The 18586-nt window shown below is 65.9% G+C and carries 16 protein-coding genes; 7 read left to right on the plus strand and 9 right to left on the minus strand.

Annotation, left to right across the window (positions count from 1 at the left end):
* Positions 1 to 53 precede the first annotated feature (53 nt).
* The 4 genes from VGL40_07020 (at position 54) to pstB (ending at position 3561) form a co-directional block, all read left to right on the plus strand.
* A complete protein-coding gene (locus VGL40_07020; GenBank protein HEY3315016.1) occupies positions 54 to 893 on the plus strand; it encodes a phosphate ABC transporter substrate-binding protein in 840 nt (279 codons plus the stop codon).
* Positions 890 to 1849 carry a phosphate ABC transporter permease subunit PstC gene (gene pstC / locus VGL40_07025; GenBank protein HEY3315017.1) on the plus strand — a complete coding sequence of 320 codons (960 nt, stop codon included), beginning with the start codon at positions 890 to 892 and terminating at the stop codon, positions 1847 to 1849. The genes VGL40_07020 and pstC overlap by 4 nt, the downstream gene beginning before the upstream one ends.
* A 4-nt stretch (positions 1850 to 1853) precedes the next feature.
* Positions 1854 to 2684 (plus strand): phosphate ABC transporter permease PstA, encoded by an 831-nt coding sequence (gene pstA / locus VGL40_07030; GenBank protein ID HEY3315018.1) that lies wholly within the window; start codon positions 1854 to 1856, stop codon positions 2682 to 2684.
* A 118-nt stretch (positions 2685 to 2802) separates the two neighbouring features.
* Positions 2803 to 3561, plus strand: a complete 759-nt coding sequence (gene pstB, locus VGL40_07035; GenBank protein HEY3315019.1) for a phosphate ABC transporter ATP-binding protein PstB — start codon at positions 2803 to 2805, stop codon at positions 3559 to 3561.
* Positions 3562 to 3607: 46 nt separating this feature from the next.
* Here pstB and VGL40_07040 read toward each other — a convergent pair whose 3' ends face one another.
* From VGL40_07040 to VGL40_07060, 5 genes are all read right to left on the minus strand, one after another.
* Positions 3608 to 4843 (minus strand): glutamate-5-semialdehyde dehydrogenase, encoded by a 1236-nt coding sequence (locus tag VGL40_07040; GenBank protein HEY3315020.1) that lies wholly within the window; start codon positions 4841 to 4843, stop codon positions 3608 to 3610.
* Positions 4840 to 5682, minus strand: a complete 843-nt coding sequence (gene proB / locus VGL40_07045) for a glutamate 5-kinase (protein HEY3315021.1) — start codon at positions 5680 to 5682, stop codon at positions 4840 to 4842. Before proB ends, VGL40_07040 begins: the two co-directional genes overlap by 4 nt.
* A gap of 327 nt (positions 5683 to 6009) precedes the next feature.
* On the minus strand, positions 6010 to 7221 hold the full coding sequence (locus VGL40_07050) for a pyridoxal phosphate-dependent aminotransferase (GenBank protein HEY3315022.1): 1212 nt from the start codon (positions 7219 to 7221) through the stop codon (positions 6010 to 6012).
* A gap of 231 nt (positions 7222 to 7452) precedes the next feature.
* Entirely contained in the window at positions 7453 to 8637 is a 1185-nt protein-coding gene (locus VGL40_07055) for an amidohydrolase (GenBank protein ID HEY3315023.1), read from the minus strand.
* Entirely contained in the window at positions 8634 to 9959 is a 1326-nt protein-coding gene (locus tag VGL40_07060; GenBank protein ID HEY3315024.1) for an amino acid permease, read from the minus strand. The genes VGL40_07055 and VGL40_07060 overlap by 4 nt, the downstream gene beginning before the upstream one ends.
* A gap of 137 nt (positions 9960 to 10096) precedes the next feature.
* Here VGL40_07060 and VGL40_07065 point away from each other — a divergent pair, with 137 nt between their 5' ends.
* Positions 10097 to 10819 (plus strand): Crp/Fnr family transcriptional regulator, encoded by a 723-nt coding sequence (locus tag VGL40_07065; GenBank protein ID HEY3315025.1) that lies wholly within the window; start codon positions 10097 to 10099, stop codon positions 10817 to 10819.
* A gap of 122 nt (positions 10820 to 10941) precedes the next feature.
* Here the strand turns inward: VGL40_07065 and VGL40_07070 are convergent, their stop codons facing one another.
* The 3 genes from VGL40_07070 to VGL40_07080 all read right to left on the minus strand — a co-directional run bounded on the left by VGL40_07070 (position 10942) and on the right by VGL40_07080 (position 14060).
* A complete protein-coding gene (locus VGL40_07070) occupies positions 10942 to 11793 on the minus strand; it encodes an EamA family transporter (GenBank protein ID HEY3315026.1) in 852 nt (283 codons plus the stop codon).
* Positions 11794 to 12018: 225 nt separating this feature from the next.
* On the minus strand, positions 12019 to 13461 hold the full coding sequence (locus VGL40_07075) for an MFS transporter (protein HEY3315027.1): 1443 nt from the start codon (positions 13459 to 13461) through the stop codon (positions 12019 to 12021).
* A 71-nt stretch (positions 13462 to 13532) separates the two neighbouring features.
* Positions 13533 to 14060 carry an MFS transporter gene (locus tag VGL40_07080; protein HEY3315028.1) on the minus strand — a complete coding sequence of 176 codons (528 nt, stop codon included), beginning with the start codon at positions 14058 to 14060 and terminating at the stop codon, positions 13533 to 13535.
* Positions 14061 to 14689: 629 nt separating this feature from the next.
* On the opposite strand from VGL40_07080, the gene cimA reads away from it, so the two are divergent.
* On the plus strand, positions 14690 to 16255 hold the full coding sequence (cimA, locus tag VGL40_07085) for a citramalate synthase (GenBank protein ID HEY3315029.1): 1566 nt from the start codon (positions 14690 to 14692) through the stop codon (positions 16253 to 16255).
* Positions 16256 to 16414: 159 nt separating this feature from the next.
* Positions 16415 to 17809, plus strand: a complete 1395-nt coding sequence (locus VGL40_07090) for a M23 family metallopeptidase (protein ID HEY3315030.1) — start codon at positions 16415 to 16417, stop codon at positions 17807 to 17809.
* 175 nt (positions 17810 to 17984) lie between these two features.
* On the opposite strand, the gene VGL40_07095 is transcribed toward VGL40_07090, so the two are convergent.
* Positions 17985 to 18586: pyrroline-5-carboxylate reductase dimerization domain-containing protein (locus tag VGL40_07095; protein HEY3315031.1), on the minus strand; the 602-nt coding region annotated here is incomplete at its 5' end.

The following is an 18586-nucleotide window of genomic DNA, read 5'->3' on the forward strand; positions in this document are numbered from 1 at the left end:
GGCGGGTGTTATTGTTTTCTTGGACAAAGACCAACAACGGGAGGAAAACGTCGATGCTGAAGATGATTGCTCTCAAGAAGCCTATCGCCATGGCCCTGGCCGTCATCGCGCTGGCGACCCTGTCGGCTGGCTGCGGTGCCAAAGCCCTCTCTGGGAAAATCAGTGTGGCCGGGTCGACTGCCCTGGGCCCCATGCTCAAGCAGGCCAAGGCAGACTTCGAGACCAAGAATCCCAAGGTCACCGTGGACATCTCCGGCGGCGGCTCGTTCGTCGGCCTGAGCCAGGTCGCCTCGGGGGCGATCAACATCGGAGCTTCTGACGTCGCCGCGACCGCCGAGTACAAGGACAAGAACCTGGTCGACCATGTGGTCGCCATCGCCCCCTTTGCCATCATCGTCAACCCCGGCGTGACCGTGGACGGCCTGACCACCGACCAATTTGTCGGCATCTTCACCGGGACAGTCAAAAACTGGAAGGAAGTCGGCGGGCCTGACCAGGCTATCGCCATCATCGGGCGGGCGGCTTCCTCGGGCTCCAGGGCGACCATCAAGGCCACCATCCTCGGGGACAAGGACTTCGACCCCAAGGCCGTCGTCATGAACTCCTCCGGCGACGTCCGCAAGGGTGTCGGGACGACCCCGGGCGCCATCGGCTACGTTGACCTGGCCTTCGTCGACACCTCGGTTAAGGCGCTCAAGGTCAACGGGGTTGCCTGCACCACTGACACCGTCGTCAACGGACAATACAAGATCTACGCCAACGAGCACCTCTACACCGTCGGAGAGGCGAAGGACGCCAGCAAGGCTTTCATCGACTTCACCCAGAGCCAGGACTTCCAGGACAAATACGTTGGTCAGCTGGGCTTCGTCCCGGCGTCCAAGATGCCAAAATGAACCGGTTCGTAGGTCCCCGTCGCTCCCCCCTGAAGCGAGACCGCGGCGCCCTTTGGCGAGGATTATTCCTCGCCTCCGCCGTTTTCCTGGTCCTCAGCATCGGCTCCATCGTCTTCCTCATCGGAAGGCAGGCCGTGGCTCTCTTCTCACAAGTGAGCCCGGTCGCCTTCCTGTTCGGCCGTATTTGGGCCCCAGACCGCGAGCTCTATGGGGTTCTCCCGTTCCTCATCGGCTCGCTCTGGGCCACGGCCATCGCCCTCGCCATCGGCGGTCCGCTCGGACTGGCCGGGGCGGTCTTCCTGGCCAAGATCGCCACGCCGCGCGCCGAGGGCATCGTCCGCCCGGCCATCCAACTGCTTGCCGGCATCCCGTCGGTCGTCTTCGGGTGGATCGGTTTGACCGCCCTGGTGCCGTTCATCCGTGTGCACAGCGGGCACACCACCGGGTTCGGATTGCTGGCGGCGGGCGTCGTCCTGGCGGTGATGATCCTTCCGACCTTCATCAGCCTGGCCGAGGATGCCCTGCGGAGCCTGTCACCTTCCCTGGAACAGGCCTCCCTGGCCCTCGGGACGACCCGTTGGCAGACGATCTGGTACGTCCTCCTCCCAGCGGCCTGGCCCGGCATCATCGCCGCGGTCATCCTCAGCCTGGCCCGGGCCATCGGCGAGACGATGGCCGTCCAGATGGTCCTCGGCAACTCGCCGGTCCTCCCGGACGGCTTGATCACGCCGGCTTCGACCCTGACCAGCGAGATCATGTTGGAGATGGGTAGCACGCCCCACGGCTCGCCGGCCAACAACGCCCTCTTCGCCATGGGCCTACTGCTGTTGCTGTTCTCGATCGGCCTGATCGCCGCGGTCAGGGCCACCCGAAAGGAGGGGAACGCCGTTGTCCACCGCGTCCGGAGAAGCCGTCAGGAGGTCAAGGTCGCAGCTTCTACCGCCCAGGACGACTGACCACATCGCCGTCGGAGTGCTCTACACCGCGGCCGGGCTGATCGTCCTGATTCTCGGCTTTATCATCGGTTCGGTGCTGATCCGCGGGCTTCCCGTCCTCAGTTGGCACTTCCTGACCGCCCGTTCATCCGACCTCCATACCGGCGGCGGGATCAGCATGCAGATCTTTAACACCATCTACATCCTCATCTTGTCGATGCTCATCGCCCTGCCGATCGGTCTCGGCGCCGGGATCCACCTGGCTGAGTACGCCAAGCCGGGCCGACTGACGTCCGCCGTACGGTTGGCCACCGAAAGCCTGGCCAGTGTGCCGTCGATCGTCTTCGGCCTCTTCGGGATGATCCTCTTTGTCAACACGGCCCACCTCGGTTTCTCCCGCCTCGGCGGAGCGGCCACCCTGGCGATTCTGAACCTGCCTCTGATCGTCAGGGTCACCGAAGAAGCCCTTCGTTCCGTTCCCGATGACCTTCGCCACGCCAGCCTGGCCCTGGGGGCCACCAAGGAAGAGACCATCTTCAACGCCGTCCTGCCGGCCGCCGTCGGGCGGCTGGCCACCGGGGCCATCCTGGCCGCCGGCCGGGCCCTCGGGGAGTCGGCCGTGCTCATCGCCACAGCTGGGATGAGCTCGCCGCGCTATCTCACCCTCGACCCCCTGGCCTCCGGCGAAACCCTGGCCGTCCACCTCTGGTACGTCAACGCCGAGAACTCGCTGTCCGACGCCGCCCGCATCGCCGACGGCACGGCGGCCTTCCTCATCCTGGCCATGCTCGTCATCAGCCTCGGCATCGGCTGGCTGGCCGGTCGGCTGAACAAACGACTGGCCGGCGAGGGTTGATTCCATCGGCCCCACTTGATCCCGACGTAGGAGGCTTGCACTAATGCAAAAGATGCTCAACCTGGCTACCCCCCGTGAACCGTCGAGCCCACGGACCGCTCCGAGCGAGCCGGTGATCATGGTGAAGACCGAGAACCTGACGGTTAACTACGGCGGGACTCTCGGGATCGAGGGGGTCGGCTTGGACCTGCCGGCCAAATCGGTGACCGCCCTGATCGGCCCGTCGGGCTGTGGCAAGAGCACCTTCCTGCGGGCCATCAACCGGATGAACGAACTGATCCCGGGCGTGGTCACGACCGGCTCGGCCATGGTCAGGTCGGGTGATCGACTGGTCGAGATCTACGCCCCCGGCGTCGACCTGGTCGACCTGCGCAAGCGGGTGGGGATGGTCTTCCAGCGCCCGAACCCGTTTCCCAAGACGATCTTCGAGAACGTGGTCTACGGGCCCAGGCGACACGGTCTAAAGAGCCGTCCGCTTTTGGCCGAGATCGCCGAAGAGGCCCTCCGCCAGGCGGCCCTCTGGGACGAGGTCAAGGACAAATTGCATGTACCGGCGATGGCCCTGTCGGGCGGGCAGCAGCAGCGCCTGTGCATCGCCCGGGCCCTGGCCGTGCAGCCGGACGTCCTCCTGATGGATGAGCCGACGGCCTCCCTCGACCCCATCTCGACGGCCAAGATCGAGGACCTCCTGGGCCGGCTGAAGGACGACTATACGATCATCATCGTCACCCACAACCTCCAGCAGGCCGCCCGGGTTTCCCAGCAGACCGGCTTCTTCCTGCTGGGGGAGCTGGTCGAGACCGCCCCGACCCTGGAGATCATGACCAACCCGCGTGACCGTCGGACGGAGAACTACGTCACCGGCCGGTTTGGATGAAAGTGGGGAGGGGCGGGGGGTTCCACGTTCCCGCCCCCCCTCGGGCTCACCCCCGTACCTGCCCGTTTCCCTCGATGATGTACTTGTGGCTGGTCAAATCGGCCAGACCCATGGGCCCGCGGGCGTGGAGCTTCTGAGTGCTGATCCCGATCTCCGCCCCGAAGCCGAACTCGCCCCCGTCGGTGAAGCGGGTGGAAGCGTTGTGATAGACGGCCGCGGCATCGACTTCCGCCAGGAAGCGGGCCGCGGCCTTCCCGTCGGCCGTGATGATGGCCTCGGAGTGCTTGGTGCCGTATCGGGCAATGTGGGCGAGGGCCTCGTCCAGCCCGTCGACGACCTGGACGGCCAGGGTCAGGTCGAGGTATTCGGCTTCCCAGTCGTCGTCGGTGGCCGGCTCGGCCCAGGGCAAGATGGCCCGGGTCCTCGGGCACCCACGCAGGGTGACTCCGGCTGCCCGCAGGGCCTCGCTCGCGCGGGGCAGGAAGGAATCGGCCACCGAGCGGTCGACCAGCATCGTCTCGGCGGCGTTGCAAACGGCTGGGTTCTGGCACTTGGCGTTGATGATGATGGCCCCGGCCATGGCCAGGTCGGCACCCGCATGGACATAGACGTGACAGACCCCGGTTCCCGTCTCGATCACCGGCACCCGGCTTTCAGCCACGACCGCCTTGATCAGCCCCGCCCCTCCCCGGGGGATCAGGACGTCGACGAGGCCGGTGGCGGCCATCAGCTCGGCGCCGGCCTCTCGGGTGGAAGGCAGCACCGCGGCCAGGTCCGGCGGCAGGCCGGCCCGTCTGAGCCCGGCGGCCACGGCCTCGCCGAGGGCGGCGTTGGTGCGCGCCGCTTCGCTGCCCCCCTTGAGGATGACCGCGTTGCCGGCCTTCAGGCACAGGGCCGCAGCCTCGACGGTGACGCCCGGACGGGCCTCATAGATGATGCCTACCACCCCCAGGGGGACCCGGACGCGTCGGATGCGAAGCCCGTTCGGCCGATCCCAGGCGGCGAGCACCTGGCCGAGCACGTCCGGAAGCGCCGCGACGGCCCGCACCCCGGCGACGGTGGCGGACAGTCCGCGGGGGTCGAGGCGCAGCCGGGCGACCATCGGCGGGGGTAGGTGGGCCGCCCCGGCGACGTCGGCCTGGTTGGCCGCCAGGATTTCCGCCGAGCGATCGTCGAGCGCCTCGGCAATCATCTCCAGGGCCTGGTTCCGCTCATCAGCTGTGGCCCCGCCGATCCGAGGCTGGGCCAAGCGAGCCCGTTCGGCGGCTAGAAGACCCGTCATGCCTGGATCCTCTCTTTCGCGGATGGTTTCGTGGCCCGCTTCGTGGCCCGCTTCGTGGCCGGCCGGAAAAGCGTCCCGACCGGCTCCCCGGCGATGATCTCCCGGATGACCCCCGGACGGGCCCCCGACGCCAGGACCGTGGGAATGCCCTCGGCCCCGCAGAGCCGGGCGGCCTGGACCTTGGTGACCATCCCGCCCGTCCCCCGGCTCGACCCGGCGCCTCCAATCGCCGCCTTGAGATCGCTGGCCAGGGAGACCGTGGACAACGGAGCCAAGCCCGGGTGCGTGTGGGGATCGGCCGGATACAGACCATCCACGTCAGACAAGAGGATGAGAAGGTCGGCCCCGACCATCACGGCCACCCGGGCCGAGAGAGTGTCGTTGTCGCCGACCCGGATCTCCTCGCCGGTCACGGTGTCGTTCTCGTTGACCACTGGGACGACTCGCCAGGCGAAGAGCCGCTCCAAGGTGGCCACGGCGCTGGCCCGCCGGGCCGGATCCTCGAGGTCCTCCCGAGTCAACAGCACCTGGCCGGTGGTTATCCCGGCCTCGGCAAAGAGGCTCTCGTATCGATGCATCAGGAGCCCCTGCCCGATGGCCGCCAGGGCCTGCCTGGCACTGATATCCCCCGGGCGACTGGCCAGACCCAGCCGGCCGAGACCGGCGCCGACCGCCCCGGAGGTCACCAGGATGACGTCGCACCCTTCGGCATGCAGGTCGGCCAGTTGCCGGACCAATCCTTCCAACCGGCCGAGGTGCAGACGCCCGTTGTGGTGAGTGACGGTGGTCGTTCCGACCTTGATGACCACTCGCTTGCTTGCCTTGAATCGCTGTCGCATCAGTCCATCCCTCCGATATACGAAAAAAGCCCCGTCCGGACATCGCCGGACGGGGCTCGTCGCTCCGTGGTACCACCTGGCTGAGCCCGCCGCGTGGGGCGGGCCCCCTCATCAAGCGCTCGATCAAGCGCTCACCGGCGATAACGGGCCGGGACCCGGGCGGTTCCTCACCGCCGGCTCGGGGTTGGGTTCGGCAACGGCCGCCAGTCCGGACTTGCACCAATTCATCCGGCTCTCTGCACAGGCACCTCTTCGCCTACTGGTTCCCTTCAACGCCTCGGGTTATGGAGCCATCATAAAGCAGTCAGCTCAAGACGTCAGGCTCACTCAGACGCCGGCCACCGTAGCTCCGGCGGCGCCCTTCATCGGCAGCTTCGCCAGGGCCTCCCTCATCTTCACCAGACCCTCCTGGATGTTCTCCAGCGAAGTGGCGTAGGACAGGCGGATGTAGCCCTCACCGTGCTGGCCGAAGGCCGTGCCTCCAAGGCAGGCCACGCCACCCTCGTTCAGCAGGTAATCGGCCACCTGCTTGCCGGGGAGGCCGAAGGCCGAGACATTGGGGAAGACGTAGAACGCCCCCTTGGGCATCGCGCACCTGACCCCGGGGATTTCGTTGAGGCCCTTGACGATGACGTCGCGCCGACGCCTGAACTCCGCCCGCATCGCCGCCGGTCCGTCCTGCGGTCCGGTGAGGGCGGTCACCCCGGCCAGCTGGATGAAGGGCGGGGTGCACGAGACGGAGTTGTTCAAAAGCTTGCCCACCAAGGCGGCGAGGGGCTTGGGCATGACTCCGAAGCCGAGTCGCCAGCCGGTCATGGCGTAGGTCTTGGAGAAGCCGTCGAGGATGATGGTCTGGTCCTTCATCCCCGGTTCGGCGGAGATCGACTTGATCTCTCCTTCGTAGACCAGCCGGTCGTAGATTTCGTCCGACAGGACCATGATCGGCCGGCCGGCCACCGCCGTGGCGATCTCCCGGATGTCCTGAGGAGACATCACGCCGCCGGTGGGGTTGGAGGGCGAGTTGATGATGATCAGCTTGGTCTTCGGGGAAATCTTCCGCTTGAGGTCCTCGACGTCGAGGGTGAAATCCTTCTCTTCGAGCAGTGGCAACGGGACGGCCACCCCGCCGTTGAAGCGGATGCACGATTCATAAATGGGGAAGCCGGGGTTCGGACAGAGGACCTCGTCCCCCGGATTGATCAGCGCCATGATGGCGAAGAAGAGGATCGGCTTGCCGCCGGGGGTGACGACGACCTCCTCGGGGGCGACGTCGATGCCCCGGGTGCGGGAGACATAGGCGGCGACGGTCTCGCGAAGCGCCGGGATGCCCGGGGAAGGGACGTAGTGGGTCTGTCCCTCTTCCAGAGCCTGCGCGGCCCTGGCCCGGATGTGGGCCGGGGTGTCGAAGTCCGGCTCACCGATCTCCATGTGAATGATCCGCTTGCCCTGGGCTTCCAAGGCCTTGGCCTTGGCCAACACATCGAACGCCGTCTCGGCCCCCAGGTTCTCCATGCGACCAGCGATCAACCCTTCGATCATCGATGATCGACCCTCTTCCTCGCGTTAGTCTTGACGCCGGGCGGCCGGCCACCTGGATGGTTGGCTACCCAGCCTATATAGGCACTAGTTTAACTGCCCTCTTACCAATTGTAAAGGAAAATCTTCGGGAGGAAGAACCACCCTCCGCGAGAAAGCGGAGGGTGGTTGCGCCTGGCGAAAATAGACCGGCCCGAGGTCTGATATTGTTGGTCGCTGAACCCGAGACGCCGGTCAGGCCGGCAGATGATCGAAACCCTTCAATACAGTCTGAACCATGACCGCCACGGCCACCGGAAGGGCCTCCTCGTCGATGTCGAACCGGGCCGTGTGAGCCGGGTGGATGATCCCCTTGGCCGGGTTGCTGATCCCCAGCCAGAAATAGCTTCCCGGAACCTTGCGGAAGAAATAGGCCAGGTCGTCTCCGGCCATGATTGGGTCGGCCACCTTGACGTTGCTCGGGCCAATGGCCTCCTTGGCAGCTTCCTCGAGGATGGCGGTGACCTTGTCGTCGTTGGCCAACGTAGGATACCCTCGTTCGTATTTCAGCTCGACTTGGGCGTCATAGGTGGCGGCGATTCCCTGAGCGACCTTCAGGATGCGATCCGGAAACCTCTCGGCTGTGTCGGCATCAAGGGCCCGGCAGGTTCCGGTCATCTCGACCCGGTCGGCCAGGATGTTGAACCTGGCACCGGCATGGAGAGTCCCGAACGACAGGACCGCCGGTTTGACTGGGTCGATCTGCCTGGTGAGCATGTACTGAAGACCGGTCACGATCTGGGCAGCGACGGCTATACCGTCGACCCCCTTGTGGGGAGCGGACCCGCCTCCCCCCCGGCAGACGACGGTCAGACTGAACTGGTCGGCGCTGGCCATGAAGCCCCCATAATGAATGCCGATCTGGCCCACCGGGAACTCGGTGGCGTGGTGACAGGCAAACATCGCGTCAACCCGAGGGTCATCGAGAACCCCGCGCTTGATGAGTTCGAGTGCGCCGCCGGGTGGCAGCTCCTCGGCCGGCTGAAAGATGAGCTTGAGATTGCCCTTCAGCTCTGAGCGCTGTTCAGCCAGAAGCTTGGCCACTCCGAGGATGATGGCGGCATGGGCGTCATGAGCGCAGGCATGCATGACACCGGGGTTTTTCGAGGCATACGAAGCGCCCGTCGCTTCCTGGATCGGCAGGGCGTCGATGTCCGCCCGGAGGGCGATTGTCGGCCCGGGGTGGCCCCCCCTGAGGAGGCCGGTCGCCCCGGTGAAGTCCCTCCAGGTGGTCACCTCGAGACCAAGTCGCTTGAGTTCCTCGACGATAATCGCCGTGGTCTCATATTCCTTGAAGGATAGTTCGGCATGCTGATGGATGGTGTGCCTGAGGTCGGTGACGTATTCGGCGACGACCTTGGCCCTACCCAATGCGTTCATGCGCCGATCGAGGTCTCCTTCTTGTGGGGCACTAGGTACCTGAAGATGAGATACGCCGGAATGCTCGTCAGGGCAAGGTAGACACCCTGGCGGATCTGGGCCGGAGCGACCTTGGTCACGAGATATCCGGTGAGCAGGACGACGAAGACGGTTGAGTAGGGGTAGCCCCACATCTTCAAGGGCCGCTCGAGACTGGGCTGCTTATGCCTCAAGACGATGAGGGCGATGGCCACGAGGCACTCCAGCAATCTGGCGACGAAGACGCCCATCAGCAAGAGGGTCATGAAGGTACCGGTCCAGACGAACCCGATGGCGACCAAGCCATAGAGCAGGATGGACACCCAGGGGGTCCCATACTTCGGATGAACCATCGAGAAAAGGTCGAAGAGCATTCCGTCGCGGGCCATGGCGAAGGCGACTCGTGGTAATCCCATGGTGCTAGAGTTCAGTGAACCGAAGATGGAGACCAGGGCCCCCAGGGCGACGATAGCTCCGCCGACGGGTCCGAAGATGGCGCTGGCCACGGAGGCCACCGGCTTGGCCGACTTGGCCAAGTCAGCGAAGGGCAGGTTGCCGATGGAGACGACGTTGATCAGGATGTTAACGACAATGACGATACTCATGCCGATGATCATCGCCAAAGGCAGGTTGCGTTTCGGGTGCTCGATCTCCTCGCTCATGTAGGCCAGGGTGTAGTAACCGCCGAAGGCCAGGATGGCGGGCACCGCCGCGGCCGTGGTCGTTGCCCATCCGCCCCCTCCGACAAACGGGGTGAAGTGGACGAACTTCATCGTGAAGATCCCGACCACGATAACAAGGCCAAGGGCGGCCAGCTTACCGACGGTGAAGACGTTCTGGACCATGGCCCCCAGCTTGACCCCTCTGACGTTGACCAGGCTGAGGAGGACGATTAGGATGGTGGCGACGATCCGTGAACCAAGGACCGTCATTCCCGGCCAGAAGAAGCTGAGATAGTTGGTGAAAGCCAGGGCAAGCATGGCCATGACGGGGATGTACGAGCCAAGGATCATCGTCCAGCCGTAGAAGAACGCCGGAGCTTCGCCATAGGCTTCTTGGATGTAGACGTAGGCCCCTCCGGCCTTGGGGATCATCGGGGCGAGCTCGGCGTAGACCAAGGCCATTAGCGTGCAGGCCACACCGGCGATGATCCAGGCGGCAAGGTCCGGACCGGGGGAACCGGCCGCGGCGGCGACCTTACCAGGGACCATGAAGATGCCAGAACCGATCACCGTACCGACAAGAATCATGATGGCGGGGAACAGACCCAGGGAACGTGCCAGAGTCTTCTGCTTTTCGGCCACTTATTTCATCACCCTTTCCCGAATTTTAGAATATGATAATACCTTGGCCGATACCGACGTCTGCAACTCGTGATACAATATCAGCAAATCCTCGACGGCTTCACCGTTCGGCGAATTAAGGGGGGCTCATCGCAGTGATGCCAAAGGACGACCGTTCCATCATCCGCTCCAGGGAGTCCTCCGGCGTCAGGGACGTTTTTGCCCGCCTGGGCAGGCGGAGGAGAGTTCCGGCCGGGGAGGTCCTCTTCGAGAAGGGCGAGGTCCTCAATTCGGTCTACTACGTGGAAAGGGGAACGGTCCTCCTCAACGTCCTGTCTCCCGAAGGGGCGGTCAAGACCGTCCTAGTCTGCTCAGCTGACTCGATCATCGGCGAATCCTGCCTGCAGACCGGATATGTCAACGTCTGCTCGGCCGAGGCCCAGGAGGCCTGCGTCCTGCTGGAAATCCCCCGTGAGACCCTGCGACAGCGGTTCCCGACGGACCCGACCCTGGCCCAGGCCATCTATGACTCCCTGATTTCTAAACTCCAGATGACCACGACGCAGCTCGAATGGGTGTCGCTGGTAGACCCGGCCAGGAGGATCGCGAGGTTCCTCTTGGAATCGGGTTCGTCTCTGGCGGTTTCCCACGAGGCGCTGGCGGCCATGGCCGGCTGTTGCCGGGTCACGGTCACCAGACACCTCGGACGGTTGAAGCGGGGGGGCGCGGTGTCCCTCGGTCGTAAGCGGATAACCGTGATCAATCGGGAGATCCTCGAACGCATCGCGAAGGGGAAGGAGGCGCCGACTCGGTTGTCTTCGCCGGCGTCGCCGCGACGCAGGCTCCCCGGAGCTCTCCGGCGGGACGCGACCGGCCGCTGAGAACAGGGCGGCTGGGGCCGTGGTGGGTCGGGCCGGACAAATGGTAGGACAAACGGAAGAGGCTCAGAAAGGCCCCAGGGTCTTTCTGAGCTTCTTGGTTTTCCGTGCCCCTCTTCCTGAGGTCAGGCCAGGGCGATGGAGACGATCCCGGCCAGGATGACCAGCGCCCCCAGAACCCTCCACAGACCGAAGGGCTCCCGCAGGACGAGGGCGCCGAGGATGGCCCCGAAGACCACGGAGACCGTCCGCACCGATGAAACGTAGCCGACGACGGTGGTCCGCAGGACCCAGAGGACGAGGAGATAGGCGCCCAGGGTCATCACCCCGACCGCGACGACCTCGACTTTGTGTCGGCGCCATTCCTCAGCGACTTGGGCCGAGCGGCGGGCGAGGATGAGCGGGGTCAGGAACAGAACGGAGGCCAGGAAGCACAGGTAGATGTAGGTCGCGGGACGGACCAGCTGGACCCCGACCCGATCGATCACCGAGTAGCCGGCGATGGACAAGCCGGTCAGGGCGGAAAGGAGGGAAGGCTTGCCCTCGAACCACGGCCTCAGGGCCCTCAGGCCCGGCCGTTCCGTGGGGCGGAGGTGGGCCAGGTAGACGCCGGCGGCGACGAGCCCGATGCCGCCGAGCCCGATGGGTGGGATGCGCTCCCCGAGGAACAGGTAACCGAAAAGGGTGGCCCAGATGGGCGCCGTCCCGCGGGCCAGCGGGTAGACGAGGGAGAGGTCCCCGAGTTGATAGGCGCTGCCGAGGATGAGCAAGTAGACCGCCTGCACGGCCCCGGAGGCGACGACGCACAACCAGCCTCGGCCCGGAAGGGGCGAACGGAGCCAGAGGATGGGCAGGAACAGGACCGACGAAGCGACCATGGCCAGCCACAGGAAGACCTGCTTGTCTGAGCTCTTCTTGGACAGCAGGTTCCAGCCGGCGTGGATCAGGGCCGCCAGCCCGAGGAGCGCGAGTTTCACAGGGTCCAAGGGCTTCCCCTCCAAGGCTCGTGGTGTCAGGCGAAGCCAGGATCAAAGAACCTGGCCACTTTGCTGGCGATGATCTCTGGCGCCAGAGTGGATGAGCGTCATTCTAGGGGAGATTCAGGCCCTACCGCCCGGTCTCCTGCCAAGAAAGAACCCCGCCCGGCGGCCTTCGATGGCCTTCGGGACGGGGTCTCGGGAAGCGAAGGGCCTTGCAACAACCTAACCCGCGTTGCGCCAATCGTCACTCCGCACCGAAGAGGTCAGCGCGCCGACGGCGGCCAGGCATGCGGCTACCAGGAAGGCCAGCCGGAGACCGGAGAGGTAAGAGCCGGCCGGACCGAGAGTCACGGCCATCGCCGAACGGCGCCACTCGAAGACACCGGTGCTGACGGCCACGCCCAGGACCATGCCCGCGGTCCGGACGGTGGCCAGGACCCCGGAGCCGGTTCCCAGCAAGTGTCTGGGGCAGTTGCCCATGATCGTGCTGTTGTTGGGGGACTGGAAGATGCCGACGCCGAGGCCGACCACCCCGATTCGCCAGGCGATGTCGAAGGCCCCGGCCGTCGGGGTCAGTCTGTACAGAAGGACGAACCCCACCGCCATCAGGGCCTGCCCGACGAAGGACAGCCAGCGAGTGCCGATCCGATCCGAGAGGGAGCCGCTGAAGGGGACAACCACCAGGACGACCAGCGGGGAGACGGTCATGATCAGGCCGGTCTGCTTCGGCGTCCAGGCCAGGATCTGCTGGAGGTAGAAGGGGACGAGGAAGACCAGCGCCGACTGGGAGACGAAGTTCATCAGCGAAGAGAAGCAGGCGGCGCTGAAAGCCAGGTTGCGGAAGAGGCTGAGCTCGAGCATGGGCTGGGTGACCCGCCGCTCCCACCAGATGAAGGCGGCCGAGGTGACGAGGAAGGCGGCGGCCAGGCCGACGGTGGGGGTCGAGGACCAGCCCCACTCCTCGCCGTAGCTTCCGGCGAGGAGCAGAGAGCCGAGGGAGACGAAGCCGGCGGCGGCTCCGACGAGGTCGAATCGCTGCCGCTTCAACTCGGTCTGGTCAGGCAAGGTCCGGGAGCAGAGCAGGTAGCCAATGACGCCGACGGGTAGGTTGATGAGGAAGATGGACTGCCAGCTGGATACGCTCAGGAGCAGGCCGCCCAGGCTCGGGCCGAGGGACAGCCCGACGGCTGCCGTCATCCCGAAGAGGCCGAGGGCGCGGCCACGTTCGCCGGCCGGGAAGGTCGCGGCGATGATGGCCGGAGCCATGGCCATGAACATGCCGGCTCCAATGGCCTGGACGGCCCGGAAAGCGATCAATGTCCAGATGTCCGGGGCCAGGGCACAGACGGCCGAAGCGGCGGTGAAGAGGGCCACCCCGAGTAGGAAGATCCGCTTGAAACCGAACATGTCGCCCAGGCGCCCGTAGGTCAAGATGAGGCTGCCGAGGACGAGAAGGTAGGCCATGGACACCCAGCCGACGGTATTCAGGCCGACGTGAAAGACCCGGCTGAAAGTGGGCAGGGCGACGCTGATGACACTGCCATCGATGGGACCCATGACGTTGGCGGCCAGGACGGCGTACAGGATGGACCAGCGGTGCGGCGATACCTCAAGTTCGCCCGGTCGGGCGGCCCCGAGGCTGACGGCGTGGTTGGCGGTGGACAGGTGACCTTACCCCCCGGAAAATCTCAATACTTCGGACTCTTGGCGCATAGCAGGTCAGCTTCAGCCCACCTTCATTCGCCAATCATCGCTCCGGACCGACGAGGCCAGCGCCCCGAGGGTGGCCAGGCAGGCGGCGACCAGGAAGGCGGACCGCAGGCCGTCACGACCCCGATGGGGAGGTTGATCAGGAAGATCGCCCTCCAGCTGGATACGGCGAGCAGGAAGCCGCCGAGGCTCGGGCCGAAGGCGAGGCCGGCGGCGGTGGTCATGCCATACGTGCCGAGGGCCCGCCCGCGTTCGTGGGCCGGAAAGACCGAGGTGACGATGGTCTGCGAGGTGGCCATGAACATGCCGGCCCCGATGGCCTGGACGGCCCGGAAGGCGATCAGCGTCCAGATGTCGGAGGCCAGCGCGCAGAGGGCGGAGGCGACCGTGAAGAGGAGCACCCCGAGCATGAACACCCGCTTGAAGCCGAACATGTCGCCCAGGCGGCCATAGGTCAGGATGAGGCTGCCGATGACCAGGAGGTAGGCCATGGAAAAGACATCGCTGAGGACGGGCATGGCCACGTTGATGACGCTCATGTCGATGGGACCCATGATGTTGGCGATGACGACGGCGGTGAGAACCGACCAACGCTGCGGAAGGGCTTCCGGCTGCGCTTGTCGGCTCGGGCTTAGGCTGATGCTGTGATTGGCGGTTGCCAGGCGACTGACCCCCTGCTAAACGAGGCGTCGAGAACCCAGGGTCCATTATACCACCAGGCCGGTCGCCGCTGGAAGCGGCCGGGGCGCCGACGACGCCCGGTCGGGGCTCCGCCCGGCGGCGGCGGTTTTTGCCTCCAGGGCTTTCTTCCCTCCAGGGTTTTTTCCCCTCCAGGGCTTGACAAAAGACCTGCAATTCGGTATTGTAATGGCTAATTAGCAACGGCCCCAAGCGTGATGACGAGGACGAGTAACCGGGGAAACACCGCCACAGAGAAGGGGTCGCCGGCTGAGAGACCCCGCGGGAAGTCCGGCGAAAATCGCCTCCGAGCCGCCACCCGAGTCCCTCGCGGGATAGGTCTGGCCGGACCCTCCGCCGTTAACCGGAGGGAGGCGTGGCATACGCCTCGGCCAAGGTGGCCGCCTTTCTCCGGCGGCAAATTTGGGTGGTACCGCGTGGACCGATGACGGCCCCCGCCCCATTTCTGGGGTGGGGGCCTGCCGATTTCAAGGGGGTCATGATGATGGCGCCGACGATCACCGTTTACGATACGACCTTGCGCGACGGGGCCCAGCGGGCGGGGCTTTCCTTCAGCCTCGCCGACAAGCTCCGCATCGCCCGGAGGCTGGACGCCTTGGGCTTGCCATACATCGAAGGCGGCTGGCCGGGGTCCAACCCCAAGGACGCCCGTTTCTTCGCCGAACTCAGGCGACGGCCCCTCCGGCAGGCCAAGGCGGTGGCCTTCAGCAGCACCCGCAAGGCCGCGGCCGGCGTCGAGGAGGACCCGACCCTGCAGTCCCTGCTCGAGGCGGACACGCCGACCGTGGCCATTTTCGGCAAGAGCTGGGACCATCACGTCACGGTCGCCCTTGGCACCAGCCTCGAGGAGAACCTTCGAATGATCGCCGAATCGGTTGCCCATCTCCGGCGGCAGGGCCGGGAGGTGGTCTACGACGCCGAGCACTTCTTCGATGGGTTGCGGGCCAACCCCGACTATGCCTGGGCCACGCTGGAGGCGGCCGCCGAGGCCGAGGCCGATTGGCTGGTCCTCTGCGACACCAATGGGGGAACCCTCCCCTGGACGGTGGCCGAGGCGGTCAGGGAGGCCGCCCGGCGCTTCCCGGGGCAACGGCTGGGCATCCACGCCCACGACGACGGCGGGGTCGGGGTGGCCAACACCCTGGCCGCCGTGGAGGCCGGCGCCCTGATGGTCCAGGGGACGGTCAACGGCTACGGGGAGCGTTGTGGCAACGCCAACCTTTGCACGGTCATCGCCGACCTCGAGTTGAAGATGGGGCGGCTGTGCCTGCCGCCCGGACGCCTGGCCGAGATCACGGCGGTCAGCCACTATGTGAGCGAGGTGGCCAACCTGCCATCCACCGATTCCTTGCCGTATGTGGGCCGCAACGCCTTCACCCACAAGGCCGGGGTCCACGTCAGCGCCCTGGCCAAGGACCCAGTGTTGTACGAGCACACTCCGCCTGAGAGCGTCGGAAACCAGCGGCACATCCTCGTTTCCGAACTGGCCGGCCGGTCCAACCTCTTGAACCGTTTCGCCGACAGCCTCGAACCGGCCGAGGCGGCGTCCTTGCTCGAACTGGTCAAGGCCCGGGAGTTCGAGGGTTATCAGTACGAGGGGGCCGAGGCCTCGCTCGAACTGCTGTCCCGCGGCGGCCCGGCCCCCTTTCAGCTCCTTGGCCTGCGGGTGCTAGTCTCGGACGGCGGGGAGGCCGGGGCGCGGAGCGAGGTCAGCATCAAACTGAAGGTGGGGGAGAGGGTGGTCCACACGGCGGCCGAAGGCAACGGCCCCGTGAATGCCCTCGACTCGGCCCTCCGCAAGGCCCTCATGGAAGTCTATCCGGAGGTGGCCAGGGTCCGCCTGACCGACTACAAGGTCCGGGTCCTGGAGGGCTCCGACGGTACCGCGGCGAGGGTCCGCGTCCTCATCGAGAGCAGCGACGGCGAGCGGGCATGGGGCACGGTGGGAGTATCCGTGAATATCCTCGAGGCCTCATGGCAGGCCCTGGCAGACAGCCTCGTCTTCTATCTGACCGTCAAGGGCGCCCGGCCGGCCGCCGTTTCTCCCTGATCGGAGGCCGGCCGCCGTCCCTCCCCGGTCGGAAAGTTCCGCGAATGTCCCGGCCTGGTCAAGCTTATTTTTTCTTTACGTTAGACTAAAATGGTTAGGGAGGAAACTATGCCTATTTGGACGAAGAGGTAGTCAAGACCGTTTAGACAGGAGGGCAGCATGAGCATCGTCGCACTAGCCAGGAAACCCCTCATCAAGTGGGCCTCCACGGCCTGCGCCCTCGCCCTCGTCGCCGGCCTGGTGACCTTCGTCTACCTGCCCGCCCGGACGACCTACGTCCTCGAGGTCAACGGGCAGGGCCTCGGCCTCATCCACGGCAAGTCCTTGGTCAATCGGGCCCTGACTGAAATCGCCGCGGCGGCCGGCAAAGAACTCGGCCGTCCGGTCCGCGCCGGCCGGCAGGTCATGCTGGTCCGCTATATCAACACCCCGACTGAGGCCACGCAGCCGGAATTGGCGGACGTCGCGGCCATCGAGGCCGCCCTGAATGGGGCCTCGATTCTCGTCACCGACGGCTTCATGATCACCGTCGGCGACGAGCCAATCGTCGGGCTCCTCGACAAGGGTGAGGCCCAGGCGGTCATCAACGACCTGAAGGCCGAAGAAGCCGCCCGCATCCAGAAGCGCGGGGCCACCGTCGACAGCCTGGAGTTCGAGCAGAAGGTCGTCGTCGCGGCCGGCCCGGTCCCGCTGGATAAACTGCGGACCAAGGACGAAGCCAAGCAGATCCTGGCCCGGGGCACCGACAAGGTCGTCGGATACGTCGTCTCGCGCGGCGACTCCCTTTGGAGCATCGCCCAGAGTCACGGCCTCAGCGTGGACACCCTCCTCAAGGCCAACCCGCAATTGCCCGGGAACGGCGCGATCAAGCCCGGGGAGCAACTCAGCCTGACCGCCTCCGAGCCGATCATCAGCATCGTCAGCGTGGAGACGAAGACGGTCAAGGAGTGGATCCAGTTTGCCACCCAGGTCGAGGCGGACCCGGACCTGTGGCCGTGGCAGACCGTGGTCAAGCAGCCGGGCGTCGGCGGAGCCAAGGAGGTCACCTATCGGATTGAGCGGCGGACCGCCGACAGCAAGGAAACGACCACGGTGGTCAGCGAGAAGCTCCTCTCCGAGCCGAAGACCCAGATCGAACTCAGGGGTACGAAGCAGGCCCCGGCCCTCGGCACGGGTGCGTTCTACTGGCCTCTGTCGGCCGGGCAGATCACTTCGGGCTTCGGCTGGCGCGGCCGGGGTTATCACACCGGCGTAGACATCGCCGCCCCGCGCGGCACCGAAGTCGAAGCGGCCGACTCGGGCACGATCACCCTGCTCGGGTGGGACGGGCGCTACGGGAAGGCGATCATGATCGACCACGACGGCGGGCGCACGGTGACCCTCTATGGGCACCTCAATGCCTATGCCGATGGATTGAAGCAGGGTTCCAAGGTCGAGAAGGGGCAGCTCATCGGTTTTGTCGGGAGCACCGGCAACAGCACCGGACCGCATCTCCACTTCGAAGTCCGGATCGACGGCAAGCCGTCCAACCCGATGAGCTACTTCCCAAAGTGACCAGGCGATAGGATCCGGAACTGCACTGAAACCTTCGAGGCCAGCCTCTGAGAAGAGGCTGGCCTCCTTCACCCTTGGCCAGGTTGGCCGCTTGGTCGGGGCCGGAGAGCAATTGGAGAAGGGCCACTCGCAGCAAGCCCATCGACCCGCCTCCAAGCTCGGACAGTCTGGGTCTTCAGCGGGCCTTGGCCAGGAGGGCGTTGAACCCGGCGGCGATCTCGGCCGAACGCCGGGCGGCCGAGGAGACCGCCTGGCGGACCGTGTCCGGCAGACCATGCTCGCTCATGACCTTGAGGGCGGCTTCAGTGGTGCCGCGGGCCGAGGTCACCTTGGCCCTCAGCGCGGCCGGGTCGGCCCCGGTCGTCTTGAGGACGGCCGCGGCGCCCTGGAAAGTCTCGACCACCAGAGCCCGGGCCAACTGGTCGTCGAGCCCGGCCTCGGCCGCCGCGGTGATCAGGGACTCCACGAAGTAATAGAAGTAGGCCGGGCCCGACCCGCTGACCGCCGTGACCGCGTCGAGCAGTCCCTCATCGACCACGTGGACCGAGCCGACCCCCGACAGGGTCGTCTTAGCCAATTCCAAGGCCACCTCGCTGGTCCCCGGCGGCACAGCGATGGCCGTCACCGAAGCCCCGGCCTGTGAGGACGTGTTCGGCATGGCCCTGGCCAAGTCGACTCCGGCGGGAAAGGCCGTCGTCAGGAAGTCCAGCGGCAGGCCGGCCACCGTCGAGATGACCAGCGAGCCCGGCGTGACGTGGGGAGCCACCTCGGTGACGG

The sequence above is a fragment of the Bacillota bacterium genome (assembly GCA_036504675.1).
In the GTDB taxonomy this organism is placed as follows: domain Bacteria; phylum Bacillota; class Sulfobacillia; order JAJYWN01; family JAJZPE01; genus DASXUT01.